Here is a 16,571-nt window from a genome sequence, read left to right on the forward strand (position 1 = left end):
CATGAGACTGTCTCCACGCCCGCCGTGTCGGGGTCGGCGCTCTGCGCCGAGCGCGGCGTCGGTCAGTGAACCGTGATCGACCGTATCGATGATGTGCGACCGAGGGGAGAGTTCGGTGTCCGAGACGTGGGAGAGCGCCACCGCTTACGTGATCGCCGCGCTGGAGGCCAAGGGGACCGCCACCCGCGACGATTTCGACGTACCCGCGATCGTCGCCGCGACAAGAGACCTCGCCGACGGCTGGGATTTCCGTGCCATCGAGGACGCCGCCTTCTGGCGCATCGCGGCCAGCTTCCTGCGGGTATGAGGTGTCAGTCGAACCGCTCACATCGGTGCGCGTGTTCGGCGATGCTCCAGCGTCGCGCCGCACGGCGCATCGAAGCGGCGTCGGCGTAGCCGAGCAGCTGCGCCTGCCGCGCCCGGCTCAGCGAACCCGCCGAGGCAGCCTGCCGCAATCGGGCATCGCGCGCCCGGTCCAGTTCCTTGCGCCACGTGGTGCCCGCCTCCATCAGCCTGCGCTGCAAGGTGCGCGGACTGGTCGCCAACCGGCGGGCGACGCGATCCAGCGAGGCGTCGCCCTTGGCGAGTGCCTCGGCCAGCGCCTCGGCGACGCGCTGCGGCCACGCCGAGGGCAGCGGCGGTGGTGGCGGCAAAGCGTCGGCCAAGGGACGCAGGATCTTCGCCAGCACGGGGTCGGCGGTGGTCAGTGGGATATCCATGTCGGCGGCGCGGAAGGTGATCGAGTCGGCCCGCGCGCCGAATTCGATGGCGGCCGTGCCGAACACCTCGACGTAGGCGCGGTGATCGGCGGGCGCCTGCTGGCGCAGCGTGACCCGAAGCGACACCAGCGGTTCGCTGACCACGCGCCGGGCCCGGCTCAGCACCGCGCTCAATCCCCAGAGCTGGGTCAGATCACGTCCCACGCCCTCGCCGTCGATGATCTCGAGGTAGAGCGTTGCCTCCCGTTCATCGGCGATCAGGTCGAAGCGATGATTGGTGGTGACCGCGGCGACGTAGGGCCCGCAGGTCGCCAAACCGGCGCCGAGGGTGGGCGCCGTCGAGAACAGATAGTCGTAGAGGCCGAGACTCTTCAGCTCGTAGCGGCTGGCCACCTGCAATGCGACGGCGGGATCGCCGAGCGTGTGCGCGCCGATTTCCCAGAGCCGGGAGAAGGTGTGGCTCGGCAGGTGCATGTCGTCGCCCGCCATCGTCCACTCCGGTAACCCGGTCTCCCGTATCAGCTTGTCCCGATCGGCTCCCGCAGCGGTGAGCTGCGAGATGACGAAACGGTGCAGCAAAACCTGGTCGGTACCCACGCGTCCTCCCTGCCCCACATCCGGTTGAAGACTCTGGGCGAGAACGCTAACGGCGCGGTGATTGATTCGTCATCCGATTCACATCACGAGATGGTCTACCCGCAGGCGTTGACCCACTCGGACATGCCGTCGGCGAACAGCTGCCGCTTCCAGATCGGCACCTCGTGTTTGATGCGGTCCACCAATTCCGCGCAGGCAGTGAAGGCTTCGGCCCGGTGCGGGGCGGCCACCGCGACCACGATGGCGAGATCGCCGACGGTCAGCGCGCCGATCCGGTGCACCGCGGCGACCGGAAGACCGGTTGACGCGGTGGCGGCCGCGCAGCACTCGCGCAGGAAGCGTTCGGCCTCCGGATGGGCCGAGTACTCCAGCGCGGAAACCGCCTGACCGCCGTCGTGATTGCGGACCTTGCCGGTGAACACCACCACCGCGCCGTACTCGGGGCCGGTGACCGCGGCCTCCACCTCGGCGGGGTCGAGCGGCTGGTCGCTGATGCGGGCCACCCGCACCGTGGTCTCAGGTGTTGTCATGAGCGCCGCCTCCGGCTACTTGTGCGAGCAGATGATCGAGGAGCGGTTCGAGCACCGCCATACCGTCCTTCACCCCGCCCGGCGACCCGGGCAGGTTCACGATGACCGACCGACCGGCGAGTCCCGCGACCCCGCGGCTGAGCGCGGCGAGCGGGAACTTCGCGGTGCCGCGCTGCCGGATCGCCTCCGCCACACCGGGCAGCTCGCGGTCCAACACGGCCAGCGTCGCCTCGGGCGTGGCGTCGGTGGGGGACGCGCCGGTGCCGCCGGTGCTGATCACCAGCGCGGGCGCGAACCGCAGGGCGTCGGCCAGGCCGACACCGATCTCGGCGTCGGCGTAGACGAGCGGGCCGCGCACCGAGAAGCCGAGTCCGGTCAGCCATTCGACGAGCACGGGACCGGTGGTGTCCACCCTGGTGCCCGCGGCCGCGCCCGTCGAGGCGACGAGCACGACCGCGGATCGGTCCGTGTCGTCGGGACTTTCGTTCTGTTCCACCGCGGCCGTCTCGGCGTCCGGCTCCGATTCGCCTGGCCGCTGCCAGTGACCGCGTTTGCCGCCCTCCTTGGTGAGCAGCCGGACACCGTCGAGCGTGGCCGCCGGGTCGACCGCCTTGACCATGTCGTGCAGGGTCAGTCCGGCGACGGCGACCGCGGTCAGCGCCTCCATCTCCACACCCGTCGGTCCCTTGGTCTTCGCGGTCGCCTCGATGGTGATGGCGGTCTCGGTGAAGCCGAATTCGACCTTCACCGAGGACAGCGCCAGCTGATGGCACAGCGGAATGAGCTCGGAGGTCTTCTTGGCGCCCGCGATCCCGGCGATCCGCGCGGTGGACAGCACGTCGGCCTTGGGCAGGTCGTCGGCGCGGACCAGCGCGACGACCTCCGCGGTGGTGTGCAGCGCACCGGCCGCCACGGCGACGCGGGTGGTGTCGGCCTTCGCGCTCACATCGACCATGCGGGCGCGACCTTCCTGGTCGACATGGGACAACTCGGTCATGAGAACCAGCCTGGCACAGTGCCGCGGCGCGGCGCGCATCCGCTCACAGTTCGTGGACGAGCACCGGTGCCCCCGCGGCCAGCTCGGTCGTCTCGGCGGGAATGTCGATCAGCACGTCGGCCCACGCCATACCCGCGATCAGGTGCGAGCCCGCACCGGAGAACGGTTCGACGCCGTCCGCGGTGAGCCGTCCGCGCAGGAACTGCCGCCGCCCCGCGGGGGAACGCACCGCCTCGCACAGCGTCACCTCGCTGGTGCGCACCGGCGGCAACCCGGATAGGTGGCGCAAGATCGGTCTGGCGAACACCTCGAACGACACCATGGTGCTCACCGGATTGCCAGGAAAGCTGAGCACCGGGACTCCGTCCAGCACCGTCAGCCCCTGCGGTCCGCCCGGCTGCACCGCGACCGAGCCGAACAGGCCGCCGTGCGCCGCGAGCACGTCCTTGACGACCTCGAAATCGCCCTTGGACACGCCGCCGGAGGTGAACACCAGATCGGCCGAACGCGTTGCGGAGGAAAGCAATCGGCGGAACAACACGGGATCGTCGGTGCTGTGCTCGACCGAGACGACCGTCGCGCCGTTGGCGGCCAGCGCGGCCGCGAGGGCGATGCCGTTGGAGTTGTAGATCTGTCCGGGGCGCAGCGGTCGGCCCGCGGGGACAAGCTCGTCGCCCGTGGTGATCACCGCCGCCCGCACCGGCTGGAAGACCGGCACCGACGGGACACCGACGGCCGCGAGCGCGGCGATGTGCCGCGGCGTCAGCGCGACGCCCGCGGGCACCAGCAGCGCACCCGCGCGCACGTCGGTGCCCGGCTCGCGCACGAATTCGCCTGCGGAACGGCCGCGTTCGACGGTGACCGCGCCGCCGTCGGCGCGCGTGTCCTCCACCGGGACGACGCAGTCCGCGCCCGGCGGGATCGGCGCGCCGGTCATCACCTTCAGCGCCGCCCCGACGGGCAACGGGGCCCGGCCCGGCTGGCCCGCGGCGACCACACCGGCCAACGGCAGCGTCACCGGGGCGACCGCCACATCGTCGGCGCGCACCGCGTAACCGTCCATCGCCGAATTGCGGAACACCGGCAGATCGATCGGCGAGCGGACGTCGGCGGCCAGTTTGCGGCCAAGCGCGGCGGGCACCGCGACGGACTCGACCGGGCGTGCCGCGAGGGGGCGCAGCAGCTGTTCGATGCCGTCGCGATAGTCGTCGACGGTCCGGGCCGCAGCGCTGGCTGGCCGAGAATTCATAGCGGAAAGCATAGTGGTCACGCCTGATCTCACGCCCTGACATGGGTGTTTGTGAGATCCACCGAACCGGGCGCTGCCCGTGATGCGGGGTGGGCGACGCGTCATACTGGAAGGGTGACGTTGGTCGAGATGGGCATACCCGCCGTGCGATCAGGGCGCCCCTCGCTCGACGGACGCCCCGACACGCCTCTGCTGATCGACCGCTTCGGGCGGGTCGCTCGTGATTTACGGGTCTCGATCACCGAGAAGTGTTCGCTGCGCTGCACGTACTGCATGCCGGAGGAGGGGCTGCCGCCGATCCCGAAGGACGAGCTGCTGACCGTCGACGAGATCGTGCGGTTGGTGGTGCTCGCCGTCGAACAGCTCGGTGTGCGCGAGGTCCGGTTCACCGGCGGCGAACCGCTGATGCGCCGAGACCTGGAACAGATCATCGCGGGCTGCCACGATCGTCTGCCCGAAATTCCGCTGGCCATGACCACCAATGGCGTCGGCCTCGAGCACCGCGCCCACGCGCTCGCCGCCGCCGGGCTGAGCCGGGTGAACGTCTCGCTGGACACCGTGGACCGCGACGGTTTCACCAAGCTCACCCGCCGTGACCGCCTCGACTCGGTGCTCGCCGGTATCCGCGCCGCTCGCGCCGCGGGCCTGGCGCCGCTCAAGGTGAACGCGGTGCTGATGCGCGAAACCCTTTCCGGCGCGGCCGATCTGCTCCAGTGGTGCCTGGCCGAGGAGTGCGAGCTGCGGTTCATCGAGGAGATGCCGCTGGACGCCGACCACGAGTGGGCGCGCGCCAACATGGTGACCGCCGCCCAACTGCTCGACGTGCTCGGCGCTCGGTTCACCCTCACCGAGGCCGGTCGCTCGGACCCGTCCGCGCCCGCCGAGAAGTGGCTCGTCGACGGCGGCCCCGCCACGGTCGGCATCATCGCCACGGTGACGCGCAAGTTCTGCGACACCTGCGACCGCACCCGGCTGACCGCCGACGGCATGCTGCGCTCCTGCCTGTTCAGCGATCAGGAGTTCGACCTGCGCCAGGCCATCCGGTCCGGCGCCGACGACGCCGAACTGGCCACCATCTGGCGCGGCGCGATGTGGAACAAATGGGCGGGCCACGGCATCGACGCCGAGGACTTCGTCCCGCCGGAACGCACGATGGGAGCCATCGGTGGTTGAGGTCCGCTATTTCGCCGCCATCGCGGACGCCGTCGGCAAGGACTCCGAGCGCCTCGATCTGCCCGCGAGCGCCACGGTCGCGGATCTGCGCACCACCTTGGCCGCCGCGTACGGACCCGACCTGGACAAGATGCTCGCCGTCTGCGCCTACCTCATCGGCGACGAACTCACCCGCGACCCGTCCGCGGCGCTCAGCGGTCGCGTCGACGTGCTTCCGCCGTTCGCGGGCGGATAAGGCGTACCTCCGCCTTCGCTCCGGCCGTGCGCAGTCCGAGGACGGCTTACGGCGCCGATCGAGCCCGCGTCCGGCTACAGTCGAGCCGTGGTGCAGAGCGAGGCGAGCGATGTGGACGGCTACCTGGCCGAGGTGCCGGAGGCCCGACGCGCCGCGGTGACCAGGCTGCGCGAGCTGTTCCGTGCGGAACTGCCCGGCTTCATCGAGGTCATGGCCCACGGCATGCCCTGCTACGAACGCGACGGCGTCGGCGAGGTCGCGTTCGCGAACCAGAAGCAGTACATCTCCGTCTATCTGCTGCGCACCGACTTGCGCGAGGCGTTCGCCGAGCGGTTGGCGCGCCACGACATGGGCAAGGGCTGCCTGCGTTTCCGCAAGCCGGAACTGATCGATTTCGACCTGGTCCGCGACCTGCTGCGGGCGACGGCGGCCATCCGGGGCGGGCCCGTCTGCTGAGCGCGCCGAAAGAATTCGCCGTCGCGATGTAGAGAAACCGGCGCGCCGTTCGTCGTCCGAGTAGAAGGGGTATCGGGCCCCTCGAGACGAGGAAGGATGACGCGATGCACTACTTGGCGACATTGGTGGGACGCGAGGAATCGGGCGTCGACCCCGGAACACCGGAGTTCGACGCCGAGGTGGCGAAGTACGCGGCGTTCGAGGAGCACGCGGCCGACGCGGTGGCGGGCGGAGCCGCGCTCTTCCCCTCCGCCGAGGCGATGCACGTCCGGCGCGATGGCGGAAAGACCCTGGTCACCGACGGCCCGTTCGCCGAGCAGGCGGAGGTCGTCGGCGGGTTCTACGTGTTCGACGCGCCCGATCTGGACGCGGCGATCGAGCTCGCGCGCCAGCTGCCCGCCGCCGAGCAAGGCACGATCGAGCTGCGGCCGATGGTCATGTGGTCGCCGCACGGGACGCCACGCGCGGACTGGTGGCTCGCGCTGCTGTGGGAGGCGCCGGACGCGGTGATCGCGCCTGGCACGCCCGAGTGGGACGCGGCGGTGGCCGAGCACGAGCGGTTCGGCGCGAAATACGCGGCCGCGATCCGGGGCGGCGGGGCGCTGCAACCGCCGTCGTCGGCGACCACGCTGCGGGTCCGCGACGGCGAACTGCTGCTCACCGACGGACCCTTCCCGGAATTCGCGGAGGTGGTCGACGGTCTCTACCTGTTCGCGGCGGCGAGCCGGGCGGAGGCGGCGGAGATCGCGGCCGCGATTCCGCTCGGCGAGCGCGGGCGCACCGAGGTGCGTCAGGTCGTCGATCTGGGCGACTGACGGTGAGTACCGGCCCGGCCGCGGGAATCGACGCCGTCTATCGCGCCGAGTTCGGCCGGGCCGTCGCCACCGTGGCCGGGATGGTCGGCGACATCGCCCTCGCCGAGGACGCGGTGCAGGAGGCGTTCGCCGACGCGCTGCGCACCTGGCCCGAGCGCGGCGCGCCGGCGAATCCGGGTGCCTGGATCACCACCGCGGCCCGGCATCGGGCCCTGGACCGGTTGCGGCGCGAATCGGCAAGGGCGGTCAAGGAATACGACGCCGTCGCGGCGCGGGCGCCGATCGAGGAGGTCGAGGTGTCGCCGGTGGCCGACGACCAGCTGCGGATGATCTTCACCTGCTGTCATCCCGCGCTGTCGCCGCCGTCGCAGGTCGCGTTGACGCTGCGGCTGGTGTGCGGAATGCGAACGGCGGAGATCGCCAGAACCTTCTTGCAACCGGAACACACTGTGGCGCAACGCCTCTCCCGCGCCAAGGCGAAGATCCGGCAGGCCGGTATCCCGTTGCGTGTACCCCCGGCGCACCTGCTGCCCGAGCGGCTGCCCGTCGTGCTGGCGTGCGTGTATCTGGTGTTCACCGAGGGGTATTTCGCGACCTCCGGACCCTCGGCAGTGCGGGACGAGTTGTGCGACGAGGCGATTCGGCTCGGTCGGCTGCTGTGCGGTCTACTGCCGCAGGAGCCGGAGGCGCGGGCGCTGCTGGCGTTGATGCTGTTGCAGGACAGTCGGCGTGGGCAACGGCGCGGCGCGGGTGCGAGTTCGGACGCGGAACGCGGTGCGGGGGAGATGCACGACGCCGAAGGGAAGTCTGGCGATGCGGGGGACCGGTCCGAGCTCGTTCCGTTGGAGGAGCAGGACCGGTCGGCCTGGAACCACGCGGCCATCCGGGCCGGTCTGGCGTGCCTCGAATCCGCGGCGGCCGACGGTGCCGGACCGTATCTGGCGCAGGCCCGCATCGCCGCGGCGCACGCGACGGCCCCCAGTTGGGCCGAGACGGATTGGGACGCCATCGTCGCGGGCTACGACCAGCTGCTGCGCTACTCCGCCTCACCCGCTGTCCGGGTGAATCGAGCGGTGGCCGTGGGCTTTTCCCGCGGATTCGAGGCCGGGCTCGCCGCACTGGACGAGGTGGCCGACGATCCGCGCCTGGCCGGGACCCATCTGGTCCCGGCCACCCGCGCCGACCTGTTGCGCCGAGCCGGGCGGCGGCGCGAGGCGGCCGAGAGCTATCGCGCCGCATTGGATCTCGCGGCCAACGACCAGGTCCGGCGATTTCTGGCGCGGCGGCTTACCGAAGTCGAAGCGTCCGAGTAGATCGCGCCTGCCCTCGGGACCGGCTGTTCGGCGCGACCGCCGTGGGAGGACCGCTTCGGCTTCGCTGCCGGTGGGATCGACCAATCCGCGGCTGTCGGCGAACCCGGTGCAATCGCCTGCTGCGCCCAGCCGGGCGGCGGCGTGAGACGGCCGAAAGCTATCGCGCCGCTATGGATCTGGCGGCCAACGACCAGGTCCGGCGATTTCTGGCGCGGCGGCTTGCCGAAGTCGAAGCGTCCGACTAGATCGCGCCTGCCCGAGACCGGCTGTCGCGGGACCGCCTGCCGCGCGACCGCCGTGGGAGGAACCGCCTCCGGCTTCGCTGCCGGTGGGAACGACCGTTCCGCGACTGTCGGCGAACCTGGTGCAGTCGGCTGCCGCGTGTCCGAAAGGCTCAGCGCAGCCGAAGCACGATCAGCGCCACCAGGTGTCGAGCGGCGTCACCGGAACCGTGCGCTTGTGCCGGGTGTTGCGGAAGATGGTCTCCACCCGCTGGGCCACCTCGGGCGTGACGTCCTTGCCCTCGAGGTAGTCGTCGATCTCGCTGTAGCGCAGGCCGAGCGCCTCCTCGTCGGGCAGCGCGGGCCGGTCGTCCTCGAGATCCGCGGTGGGCACCTTCGACCAGACGCTGGCGGGCGCGCCGAGTTCCTGGAGCAGCGCCGCGCCTTGGCGCTTGGTGAGACCGGTCAGCGGGGTCATGTCGACGCCGCCGTCGCCGTACTTGGTGAAGAACCCGGTGACCGCCTCGGCGGCGTGGTCGGTGCCGACCACGAGCAGGTTCTCCTGACCGGCGATGGCGTACTGGATCACCATCCGCTCGCGGGCCTTGATGTTGCCGCGAACGAAATCGCTCAGCTTGCTCACCTTCAGCCCGGACGCGGTCTCGGCGGCCACCGCGTTGGCGCCGGGGCGGACATTGACCACGACGGAACGGTCCGGTGCGACGAAGGTCATCGCGATCCTGGCATCGGCCTCGTCGGACTGCACGCCGTAGGGCAGACGCACCGCGACGAAGGTAGCGTCGAAGCCTTCCGCCCGCAGCTCCTCGGCGGCGAGCTGGCACAACCGGCCGGCCAGCGCGCTGTCCTGGCCGCCGCTGATGCCGAGCACGAAACCCTTTGCGGGCGTTGCGCGCAGATACTCCTTGAGGAAATCGACCCGGCGGCGCACCTCGAGCTTCGGCTCGATCGTCGGCTGGACACCCAATTCGCTGATGATCTGTTCGCGCAGACTAGCCATGGCTCCTCACTCTACTGGCGCGGCGGCCGGGACCACCCGGCGAACGAAGGCTTCCCAGTTGTCCCCTATCCGCTTCGCGTCGTATTCGAGCACGTTCAACTGGTACATCACCAAGGGAGCGGCGAGCGTGGCGAGCAGGCTGTCGGCGAGCAGCGGAATGTCCCCCGACGCGCCCGCCTGCCGCAGCAGCACCGAAACGTGCGTCTTGAGCAGGTTGTACGGCCTGCCCGTGTAGCGATTCTCGGCTTCGCTGATCTCGGCCGCCCGATACAGCTCGCCCTCGACCTCGATGTCGACCAACCGGGCGCGCCCGAACGCGACGAGCCGGTCGACGGGAGGCGCGCCGGGGCCGAGCGGCGGCGGTCCGAACATGAAGGCGGCCTGGTACTTTCGCTCGGAGTGGTCGAGCAGCGCGTGCATCAGGCCGGAGCGGTTGCCGAAGCGGCGGAACACGGTGCCTTTGCCGACGCCTGCTCGCTTGGCGAGTTCGTCCATCGTCAGGCCGTCGACGCCGTGTTCGCGGACCAGATCCTGAGCCGCGTCCAGCAGCAGCTGCCTGTTGCGCGCCGCGTCGGCGCGCTCGGTGGGCTCGGCGATGCCCGGCAGGGAGGCGCCGAGGCGAAGCAGCGGTCGCTCGCGCGGCGGTTCGCCTGCCGGTGGAGTGGGGTAGTTCACAGCCCTCTCACGGTCTTGTGGGAAGTAATCGGACCGCAGTCCGGTTAATGTCGGATGTCAGTCGGACACCACATTCAGTACACCAGGAGTTGTCATGAGCAAGACCCGGATCCTCACACTCGTCGGAAGCCTGCGCGCCGCCTCGATCAACCGACAGCTCGCCGAGACCGTCGTGCAGACCGCTCCGGACGATGTCGAGGTGACCATCTACGACGGCCTCGCCGACATCCCGTTCTACAACGAGGACATCGACGTCCCCGGCGCCGTGCCGGCCGCCGCGCAGCGGTTGCGCGACGCGGTCGCCGCAGCCGACGGCGTTCTCCTGGTGACCCCGGAATACAACGGCACGCTGTCCGCGGTGCTGAAGAACGCCATCGACTGGACCTCCCGGCCCTACGGCGCGGGCGCGCTGAAGGACAAGTCCGTCGCCGTCATCAGCGCCTCGATCAGTTCGAACGCGGCGCGCTGGGCGCACGGCGACGCGGTCAAGGCCGTCGGCGTCGCGGGCGGCAAGGTCGTCGAGGCGGCGCACGCCCACTTCGGTGTGATCGGCGAGCGCTTCGGCGCGGCGCATCCGCGCGAGGACGCCGAGGCGCTGACCCAGCTCGGCGCGACGCTGCACGAGCTCGTGGACGCCGCGCGCGGTCAGCTGGTGTCCGCCTGAGTCGTCCGTCGTCCGACGCAGCGCCAGTCTCCGCTGCCGCCCCCGCTCTCTCTTTCGAGGCGGGGGCGGACTCGTGTTTCCGATGTGTCGCGGTGCTGCACGAGGGGTAGACGATGCGGTGGTGACGGGTGTGACACAAGAGTTTGCTGAGAGAGCGCTACGGTACGGAATTGTGATCTGCACCACGGCCGTGTCGGGTTGCGAATCGAGCGTCCTGGTACTTCTCCCGGTGGAATTACACCTATGCGACTCGCAACATGTCGTGTCGTTTCTTTCTGTCGGCCACTAGGTGTAGTGTCTTCGGTGCTGGAAGGCGGCGCGGAACCCACCGCGAGGAGCTATCGTCCGCAGCGGCGCTAGCAGGGGTTTCGAGACCGGATCCAGGAGTTTGCGCAGCGTACGTCGGATCACGCACTGCATACGGATCACCGGCTGTGGATCAGGCTCGCGATGTGAGCTCGGGCCCGGAGGCGGAAGCCTGCGTAACCAGGCCGCGAACATCGCGGATTAGGCACAGGAGAGAGGGACATCAATGACCATCACCGTGTACACCAAGCCCGCTTGCGTCCAGTGCAATGCCACCTACAAGGCCCTCGACAAGGCCGGGGTGGACTACGAGGTCATCGACATCTCCGAGAACGACGAGGCGCGTGACTACGTCATGGCCCTCGGTTACCTCCAGGCTCCGGTCGTCGTCGCGGGCGAGGACCACTGGTCCGGCTTCCGCCCCGACCGCATCAAGGCCCTAGCCGTCGCGGCGGCCTGATCGGCGCCACATTTTTCCTGTTCGTCCGATGGGAGAGGAGAAGCGATGTCCGCGGGGACCGCGCTGGTCTACTTCTCCAGCGCCTCGGAGAACACACATCGTTTCGTCGAGAAGCTGGGACTCCCGGCCACTCGCATACCACTGCACACCGCCGATTCGCTGCGCGTCGACGAACCCTACGTGCTGATCGTCCCCACCTACGGTGGCGGTCGGCACGTTCTGGGGGGTAACCGGTCCGACAAGGACTTCGTGCCGCGGCAGGTCGCCAAGTTCCTCAACGATCCGCACAACCGCGCGCTGCTTCGCGGCGTCGTCGCGGCGGGAAACACGAACTTCGGCGATACCTATTGCTTTGCGGGAGAGGTGATCTCGCGCAAGTGCGGGGTGCCGTACCTGTATCGCTTCGAACTCATGGGAACCGCTGAGGACGTCGACCGCGTCCGAGAGGGATTGGGATTGTTTTGGCAACAGCAACGACAGCGCCTGCTGGAAAGACAGCTCGCTTAGAGCAGCCCCCGGTGCGCGGCGCCGACGCCACGGGCGAGGTACTCGACTACCACGCCCTCAACGCGATGCTGAACTTGTACGGACCGAATGGCGAGATCCAGTTCGACAAGGACCGCGAAGCCGCCCACCAGTACTTCCTGCAGCACGTCAACCAGAACACCGTCTTCTTCCACAACCTGGACGAGAAGCTGGACTACCTGGTCGACGAGAACTACTACGAGGCAGAGGTTCTCGAGCAGTACAGCAGGGCGTTCATCAAGAGCCTGTTCAAGCAGGCCTACGCGCACAAGTTCCGGTTCCCGACCTTCCTCGGCGCGTTCAAGTACTACACCTCGTACACGCTCAAGACCTTCGACGGCAAGCGCTACCTGGAGCGCTTCGAGGACCGCGTGTGCATGGTGGCGCTGACCCTGGCCGCCGGTGACGAGACCCTGGCGCGTCAGCTGGTCGACGAGATCATCGACGGCCGCTTCCAGCCCGCAACCCCGACCTTCCTGAACTCGGGCAAGAAGCAGCGCGGCGAGCCGGTGTCCTGCTTCCCGGCGGGCACGCCGGTGGACACCATCGACGGCCCCCGTGCTATCGAGACGCTGCGGCCGGGTGATCGGGTCTTGTCCCACGACGGCTCCTACCGTGCGGTCGAGGCGCTGATCGAGAACCCCAATGACCAAGCGCTGGTCGAGATTTCACATTTCGGCCACAAGGAGCCGATCCGGTGCACGCCTGAACACCCGATCCTGGTATGGACCACCCGCGAGGTCGACACGCTCATCGACGGCGATGGCGCCGACCCGTTCAACGGTTTCGTGTGGCTGGCCGCGCAGGACGTTGCGCCGGCCGACTTCATCGTGACCACCGCGCCGCTGGCTGAGCGGGACCGGCGCGTGTTCGATCTCATGGACCATACCGGTGAGGGTGTGTACGAAGAGGTCGACGGTCTGATCCAGAAGGTGAACACCGACGCCAAGCACCGCAACAAGCAGCGCCACAACCAGCGCTTCGTCGCGGTCAACCGCTTCGTCGAGGAGTCCTTCGAGCTGGGCCTGATTCTCGGCTGGTATGTCGCCGAAGGCCACGTTTCCAAACGGTCGACCGATGTGAGCGCCCCCAACGGTGTCCATTTCACTCTCGGCGCGCACGAAGTCGAATACCACGTCGAACTCGGCATGGCGTTCAAGCAGGTATTCGGGGTCGACCTGTCGTTGCACACCAACAACTCCGATCAGTCCACCCGGATGGTATGCAACAGCAAGGTCGTCGCGTCGCTGCTGTTCTCGCTGGCGGGAACCGGTTACAACACCAAACGGCTGAGCGCTGACGTGCTCACCGCCGATGAGGACTTCCAGCGCGGACTGCTGGCCGGCCTGTTCCGCGGCGATGGTTGCAGCACCTCGGGCGGCCTGATTCTCGACTTGGTCAACCCGGAGCTGATCGACCAGGTGCAGCTGATCCTGCGCCGTCTCGGCATCGTGTCGGTCGTCCGCAGCTACACCAACCGGGCAGGCAATCCGACCGGCCAGGTGTTCGTGCCCGGATTGCCCGGAAACAACGAGGACTTCATTTTCGACATCGGCAAGAACCTGTACAACTACGTCGGACGCAAGGGCACCAAGCGCACGACGTACCAGGTCGTGCACGGCCGCCATGTCTACGGCGTGCGCGCGGTCGAGCGAACCACCGAGACCCCGGAGAAGGTGTACAACCTCCACGTCGAAGACACCCACACCTACTCGATCCGCGGCACCGTCGTTCACAATTGCTTCCTGCTGCGCATCGAGGACAACATGGAGTCCATCGGGCGCTCCATCAACTCGGCGCTGCAGCTGTCCAAGCGCGGCGGCGGAGTCGCCTTGCTGCTCAGCAACATTCGCGAGCACGGCGCGCCGATCAAGAAGATCGAGAACCAGAGCTCGGGCGTCATCCCGATCATGAAGCTGCTCGAGGACTCGTTCTCCTACGCCAACCAGCTCGGCGCGCGGCAGGGCGCGGGCGCGGTGTACCTGCACGCGCACCACCCGGACATCTACCGCTTCCTGGACACCAAGCGGGAGAACGCGGACGAGAAGATCCGCATCAAGACGCTCTCGCTCGGCGTGGTGATCCCGGACATCACCTTCGAACTGGCGAAGAAGAACGAGGACATGTACCTCTTCTCGCCGTACGACGTGGAGCGGATCTACGGCAAGCCGTTCGCCGACATCGACGTCACCGAGAAGTACTACGAGATGGTCGACGACAAGCGCATCCGCAAGTCGAAGATCAAGGCGCGCGAGTTCTTCCAGACCATCGCCGAGCTGCAGTTCGAATCGGGCTACCCGTACATCATGTTCGAGGACACGGTGAACAGGGCCAACCCGATCGCGGGCAAGATCACCCATTCCAACCTGTGCTCGGAGATCCTGCAGGTCTCCACCGCGTCGGAGTTCAACGACGACCTGTCCTACAAGAAGGTCGGCAAGGACATCTCCTGCAACCTCGGCTCGCTGAACATCGCCAAGACGATGGACTCGCCGGACTTCGCGCAGACCATCGAGGTGGCCATCCGCGCGCTGACCGCGGTGTCGGACCAGACGCACATCTACTCGGTGCCGTCGATCGAGCAGGGCAACAACGAGTCTCACGCGATCGGGCTCGGGCAGATGAACCTGCACGGGTTCCTGGCCCGCGAGCGGATCCACTACGGATCCGAAGAGGGCGTCGACTTCACCAACATCTACTTCTACACCGTGGTCTACCACGCGATCCGGGCGTCGAACCGGATCGCCATCGAGCGCGGCGCGTACTTCGGCGGCTTCCCGGAGTCCAAGTACGCCAGCGGCGAGTACTTCGACAAGTACACCGACCAGGCGTGGGAGCCGAAGACCGACCGGGTGCGTCAGTTGTTCGAGGACGCCGGCGTGCACATCCCGACCCAGGACGACTGGCGCGAGCTGAAGGCCTCGGTCATGGAGCACGGCATCTACAACCAGAACCTGCAGGCGGTGCCGCCGACCGGCTCGATCTCCTACATCAACCACTCCACCAGCTCGATCCACCCGGTGGCGTCGAAGATCGAGATCCGCAAGGAAGGCAAGATCGGGCGCGTCTACTACCCGGCGCCCTACATGGACAACGACAACCTCGAGTACTACGAGGACGCCTACGAGATCGGCTACGAGAAGATCATCGACACCTACGCCGCGGCCACCCAGCATGTGGACCAGGGCCTGTCGCTGACCCTCTTCTTCAAGGACACGGCAACCACCCGTGATCTGAACAAGGCGCAGATCTACGCCTGGCGCAAGGGAATCAAGACGCTGTACTACATCCGGCTGCGGCAGATGGCGCTGGAAGGTACCGAAGTCGAGGGCTGCGTGAGCTGCATGCTGTGACATTTGGCGGCACCTGCGGCGCCGCGTGTTCGCGGCCTCTATGTCTCGCGGCCGAGCGATCGAGACTCGCGCCTTCGGCGCATGCGCTTCGAGCGCTCGTCCGCGAGACGGCCGCGAACGGTCGCTCGTCGGGCTCGCTCCGTGGTGGGGGAGTGGGAGCTCGCGTTGCTGTTCGGTTCAGGTGTTTCCAGCGCCAGGCGCGGCTTCCATTGGGCGGCAGCCCTTTTGGCGTGTCGATCAGGAAAGGGCCGGGATGACCTCGCGCTCGAAGAGTTCGATGCCCGAGGTGTCGTAGGCGGCTTCGGGGAAGTTCAGGATCGCGTAGCCGAGGCCGAGATCGCGGACCTTCGTGAGGTTGTCGACGATCTGCTCCGGGGTGCCGACGGCGGCGGTGCCGCGGAACAGGTCGTCGATTTGCTCGGCGGCCCGCTCGGCGCCGACGAACTGCGCCAGCCGATCACGCAGGGCGGCGAGGCGGTCTTCCACCTCGGCCTCGGTGGCGCCGATGGCGACGTTGAAGTTCGAGGAGCGGACGATGGCGTCGAAATCGGTGCCGACCTCGGCGCAGTGCCCGCGCAGGATTTCCGATTTGCGCGCGAACTCGTCGGGGTTGCCGTCGAAGTTGGTGTAGTTCGCGTATTTCGCCGCGATGCGTAGTGTCTTCTGTTCGCCGCCGCCCGCGATCCACAGCGGAATCCCGCCTTCCTGCAACGGAAGCGGACGGACGATCGCGCCGTCGACCTGGTAGTGCTTGCCGTCCAGGGTGGCTTTGCCCTCGGTCCACGCCTGCCGGAAGATCCGGACGCCTTCGTCGAGGCGGCCGAGGCGCACGCCCGCCGAGGGGAAGCCGTAGCCGTAGGCGCGCCACTCGTGCTCGTACCAACCGCCGCCGATGCCCATCTCGACCCGGCCGCCCGAGATCACGTCCACCGTCGCGGCGACCTTCGCCAGGTAGGCCGGATTGCGGTAGCTGATCGCGGTACACATCTGGCCGAGCCGCACCCGGGACGTGGTCGCCGCGAACGCCGACATCAGCGTCCATGCCTCGTGCGTCGCCTCCTCGGTGGGGATCGGAACCGTGTGGAAGTGGTCGTACACCCAGATCGACTCCCACGCGTCGTTCGCGTCGGCCCGCTGCGCCAGCCCCCGCATCACCTCCCACTGCGCGGCGGGCTCGATCCCCACCAGATCCAACCGCCAGCCCTGCGGGACGAACAATCCGAAGCGCACAGACTTCTCCTTCGCATCTCCGAGCGACCCCTGTC

17 protein-coding genes are annotated in these 16,571 nt (G+C 68.3%); 10 read left to right on the top strand and 7 right to left on the bottom strand.

Going from position 1 to position 16,571, the window contains the following annotated elements:
- Positions 1 to 115: 115 nt before the first annotated feature.
- Positions 116 to 307, top strand: coding sequence for a hypothetical protein (locus NAM01S_RS07630; RefSeq protein ID WP_097247272.1), 192 nt, complete (start codon positions 116 to 118; stop codon positions 305 to 307).
- Between the two features lie 4 nt (positions 308 to 311).
- On the opposite strand, the gene NAM01S_RS07635 is transcribed toward NAM01S_RS07630, so the two are convergent.
- From NAM01S_RS07635 to NAM01S_RS07650, 4 genes are all read right to left on the bottom strand, one after another.
- Positions 312 to 1,316 carry an AraC family transcriptional regulator ligand-binding domain-containing protein gene (locus NAM01S_RS07635; RefSeq protein WP_067781501.1) on the bottom strand — a complete coding sequence of 335 codons (1,005 nt, stop codon included), beginning with the start codon at positions 1,314 to 1,316 and terminating at the stop codon, positions 312 to 314.
- Positions 1,317 to 1,411: 95 nt separating this feature from the next.
- A complete protein-coding gene (locus NAM01S_RS07640) occupies positions 1,412 to 1,846 on the bottom strand; it encodes a molybdenum cofactor biosynthesis protein MoaE (RefSeq protein WP_067781504.1) in 435 nt (144 codons plus the stop codon).
- Positions 1,833 to 2,843 (bottom strand): bifunctional molybdenum cofactor biosynthesis protein MoaC/MoaB, encoded by a 1,011-nt coding sequence (moaCB, locus tag NAM01S_RS07645; RefSeq protein WP_067781754.1) that lies wholly within the window; start codon positions 2,841 to 2,843, stop codon positions 1,833 to 1,835. The genes NAM01S_RS07640 and moaCB overlap by 14 nt, the downstream gene beginning before the upstream one ends.
- A 43-nt stretch (positions 2,844 to 2,886) precedes the next feature.
- Positions 2,887 to 4,092, bottom strand: a complete 1,206-nt coding sequence (locus NAM01S_RS07650) for a molybdopterin molybdotransferase MoeA (protein ID WP_067781508.1) — start codon at positions 4,090 to 4,092, stop codon at positions 2,887 to 2,889.
- A gap of 114 nt (positions 4,093 to 4,206) precedes the next feature.
- Here NAM01S_RS07650 and moaA point away from each other — a divergent pair, with 114 nt between their 5' ends.
- The 5 genes from moaA (at position 4,207) to NAM01S_RS07675 (ending at position 8,084) form a co-directional block, all read left to right on the top strand.
- The gene (moaA, locus tag NAM01S_RS07655) at positions 4,207 to 5,265 is read left to right on the top strand and encodes a GTP 3',8-cyclase MoaA (protein WP_067781511.1); all 1,059 of its coding nucleotides are present in this window, start codon (positions 4,207 to 4,209) and stop codon (positions 5,263 to 5,265) included.
- On the top strand, positions 5,258 to 5,500 hold the full coding sequence (locus NAM01S_RS07660; RefSeq protein WP_067781513.1) for a MoaD/ThiS family protein: 243 nt from the start codon (positions 5,258 to 5,260) through the stop codon (positions 5,498 to 5,500). The genes moaA and NAM01S_RS07660 overlap by 8 nt, the downstream gene beginning before the upstream one ends.
- Before the next feature lie 87 nt (positions 5,501 to 5,587).
- Entirely contained in the window at positions 5,588 to 5,956 is a 369-nt protein-coding gene (locus tag NAM01S_RS07665; RefSeq protein ID WP_067781516.1) for an iron chaperone, read from the top strand.
- 104 nt (positions 5,957 to 6,060) lie between these two features.
- The gene (locus NAM01S_RS07670; RefSeq protein ID WP_067781519.1) at positions 6,061 to 6,771 is read left to right on the top strand and encodes a YciI family protein; all 711 of its coding nucleotides are present in this window, start codon (positions 6,061 to 6,063) and stop codon (positions 6,769 to 6,771) included.
- Positions 6,772 to 6,773: 2 nt separating this feature from the next.
- The gene (locus NAM01S_RS07675; protein ID WP_067781522.1) at positions 6,774 to 8,084 is read left to right on the top strand and encodes an RNA polymerase sigma factor; all 1,311 of its coding nucleotides are present in this window, start codon (positions 6,774 to 6,776) and stop codon (positions 8,082 to 8,084) included.
- 414 nt (positions 8,085 to 8,498) lie between these two features.
- Here NAM01S_RS07675 and nadE read toward each other — a convergent pair whose 3' ends face one another.
- Both nadE and NAM01S_RS07685 read right to left on the bottom strand, forming a co-directional pair.
- Complete coding sequence (nadE, locus tag NAM01S_RS07680) at positions 8,499 to 9,323, bottom strand: NAD(+) synthase (protein WP_067781525.1); 825 nt, start codon at positions 9,321 to 9,323, stop codon at positions 8,499 to 8,501.
- 6 nt (positions 9,324 to 9,329) lie between these two features.
- Complete coding sequence (locus NAM01S_RS07685; protein WP_067781757.1) at positions 9,330 to 9,950, bottom strand: TetR/AcrR family transcriptional regulator; 621 nt, start codon at positions 9,948 to 9,950, stop codon at positions 9,330 to 9,332.
- Positions 9,951 to 10,092: 142 nt separating this feature from the next.
- On the opposite strand from NAM01S_RS07685, the gene NAM01S_RS07690 reads away from it, so the two are divergent.
- From NAM01S_RS07690 to nrdE, 4 genes are all read left to right on the top strand, one after another.
- Positions 10,093 to 10,662, top strand: coding sequence for an NAD(P)H-dependent oxidoreductase (locus tag NAM01S_RS07690; protein ID WP_067781528.1), 570 nt, complete (start codon positions 10,093 to 10,095; stop codon positions 10,660 to 10,662).
- A gap of 532 nt (positions 10,663 to 11,194) precedes the next feature.
- On the top strand, positions 11,195 to 11,428 hold the full coding sequence (locus NAM01S_RS07695; RefSeq protein ID WP_067781531.1) for a redoxin NrdH: 234 nt from the start codon (positions 11,195 to 11,197) through the stop codon (positions 11,426 to 11,428).
- Positions 11,429 to 11,473: 45 nt separating this feature from the next.
- The gene (gene nrdI, locus NAM01S_RS07700) at positions 11,474 to 11,935 is read left to right on the top strand and encodes a class Ib ribonucleoside-diphosphate reductase assembly flavoprotein NrdI (protein ID WP_067781534.1); all 462 of its coding nucleotides are present in this window, start codon (positions 11,474 to 11,476) and stop codon (positions 11,933 to 11,935) included.
- Between the two features lie 11 nt (positions 11,936 to 11,946).
- Positions 11,947 to 15,306: a class 1b ribonucleoside-diphosphate reductase subunit alpha gene (nrdE, locus tag NAM01S_RS37185; protein ID WP_157107634.1), complete on the top strand. Its 3,360-nt coding sequence runs from the start codon at positions 11,947 to 11,949 to the stop codon at positions 15,304 to 15,306.
- A 237-nt stretch (positions 15,307 to 15,543) separates the two neighbouring features.
- Here nrdE and NAM01S_RS07710 read toward each other — a convergent pair whose 3' ends face one another.
- Positions 15,544 to 16,536, bottom strand: a complete 993-nt coding sequence (locus tag NAM01S_RS07710; RefSeq protein WP_067781537.1) for an LLM class F420-dependent oxidoreductase — start codon at positions 16,534 to 16,536, stop codon at positions 15,544 to 15,546.
- Positions 16,537 to 16,571: the final 35 nt, after the last annotated feature.

Origin of the sequence: Nocardia amikacinitolerans NBRC 108937, from assembly GCF_001612615.1 — a bacterium.
Classification (GTDB): domain Bacteria; phylum Actinomycetota; class Actinomycetes; order Mycobacteriales; family Mycobacteriaceae; genus Nocardia; species Nocardia amikacinitolerans.

What these genes read in the sequence shown, in the direction of transcription:
- NAM01S_RS07640 (WP_067781504.1), bottom strand. Translation starts at nt 1,846, where the DNA reads ATGACAACACCTGAGACCACGGTGCGGGTGGCCCGCATCAGCGACCAG.
- moaCB (WP_067781754.1), bottom strand. Translation starts at nt 2,843, where the DNA reads ATGACCGAGTTGTCCCATGTCGACCAGGAAGGTCGCGCCCGCATGGTC.
- NAM01S_RS07650 (WP_067781508.1), bottom strand. Translation starts at nt 4,092, where the DNA reads ATGAATTCTCGGCCAGCCAGCGCTGCGGCCCGGACCGTCGACGACTAT.
- NAM01S_RS07670 (WP_067781519.1), top strand. Translation starts at nt 6,061, where the DNA reads ATGCACTACTTGGCGACATTGGTGGGACGCGAGGAATCGGGCGTCGAC.
- nadE (WP_067781525.1), bottom strand. Translation starts at nt 9,323, where the DNA reads ATGGCTAGTCTGCGCGAACAGATCATCAGCGAATTGGGTGTCCAGCCG.
- NAM01S_RS07690 (WP_067781528.1), top strand. Translation starts at nt 10,093, where the DNA reads ATGAGCAAGACCCGGATCCTCACACTCGTCGGAAGCCTGCGCGCCGCC.
- NAM01S_RS07695 (WP_067781531.1), top strand. Translation starts at nt 11,195, where the DNA reads ATGACCATCACCGTGTACACCAAGCCCGCTTGCGTCCAGTGCAATGCC.
- nrdI (WP_067781534.1), top strand. Translation starts at nt 11,474, where the DNA reads ATGTCCGCGGGGACCGCGCTGGTCTACTTCTCCAGCGCCTCGGAGAAC.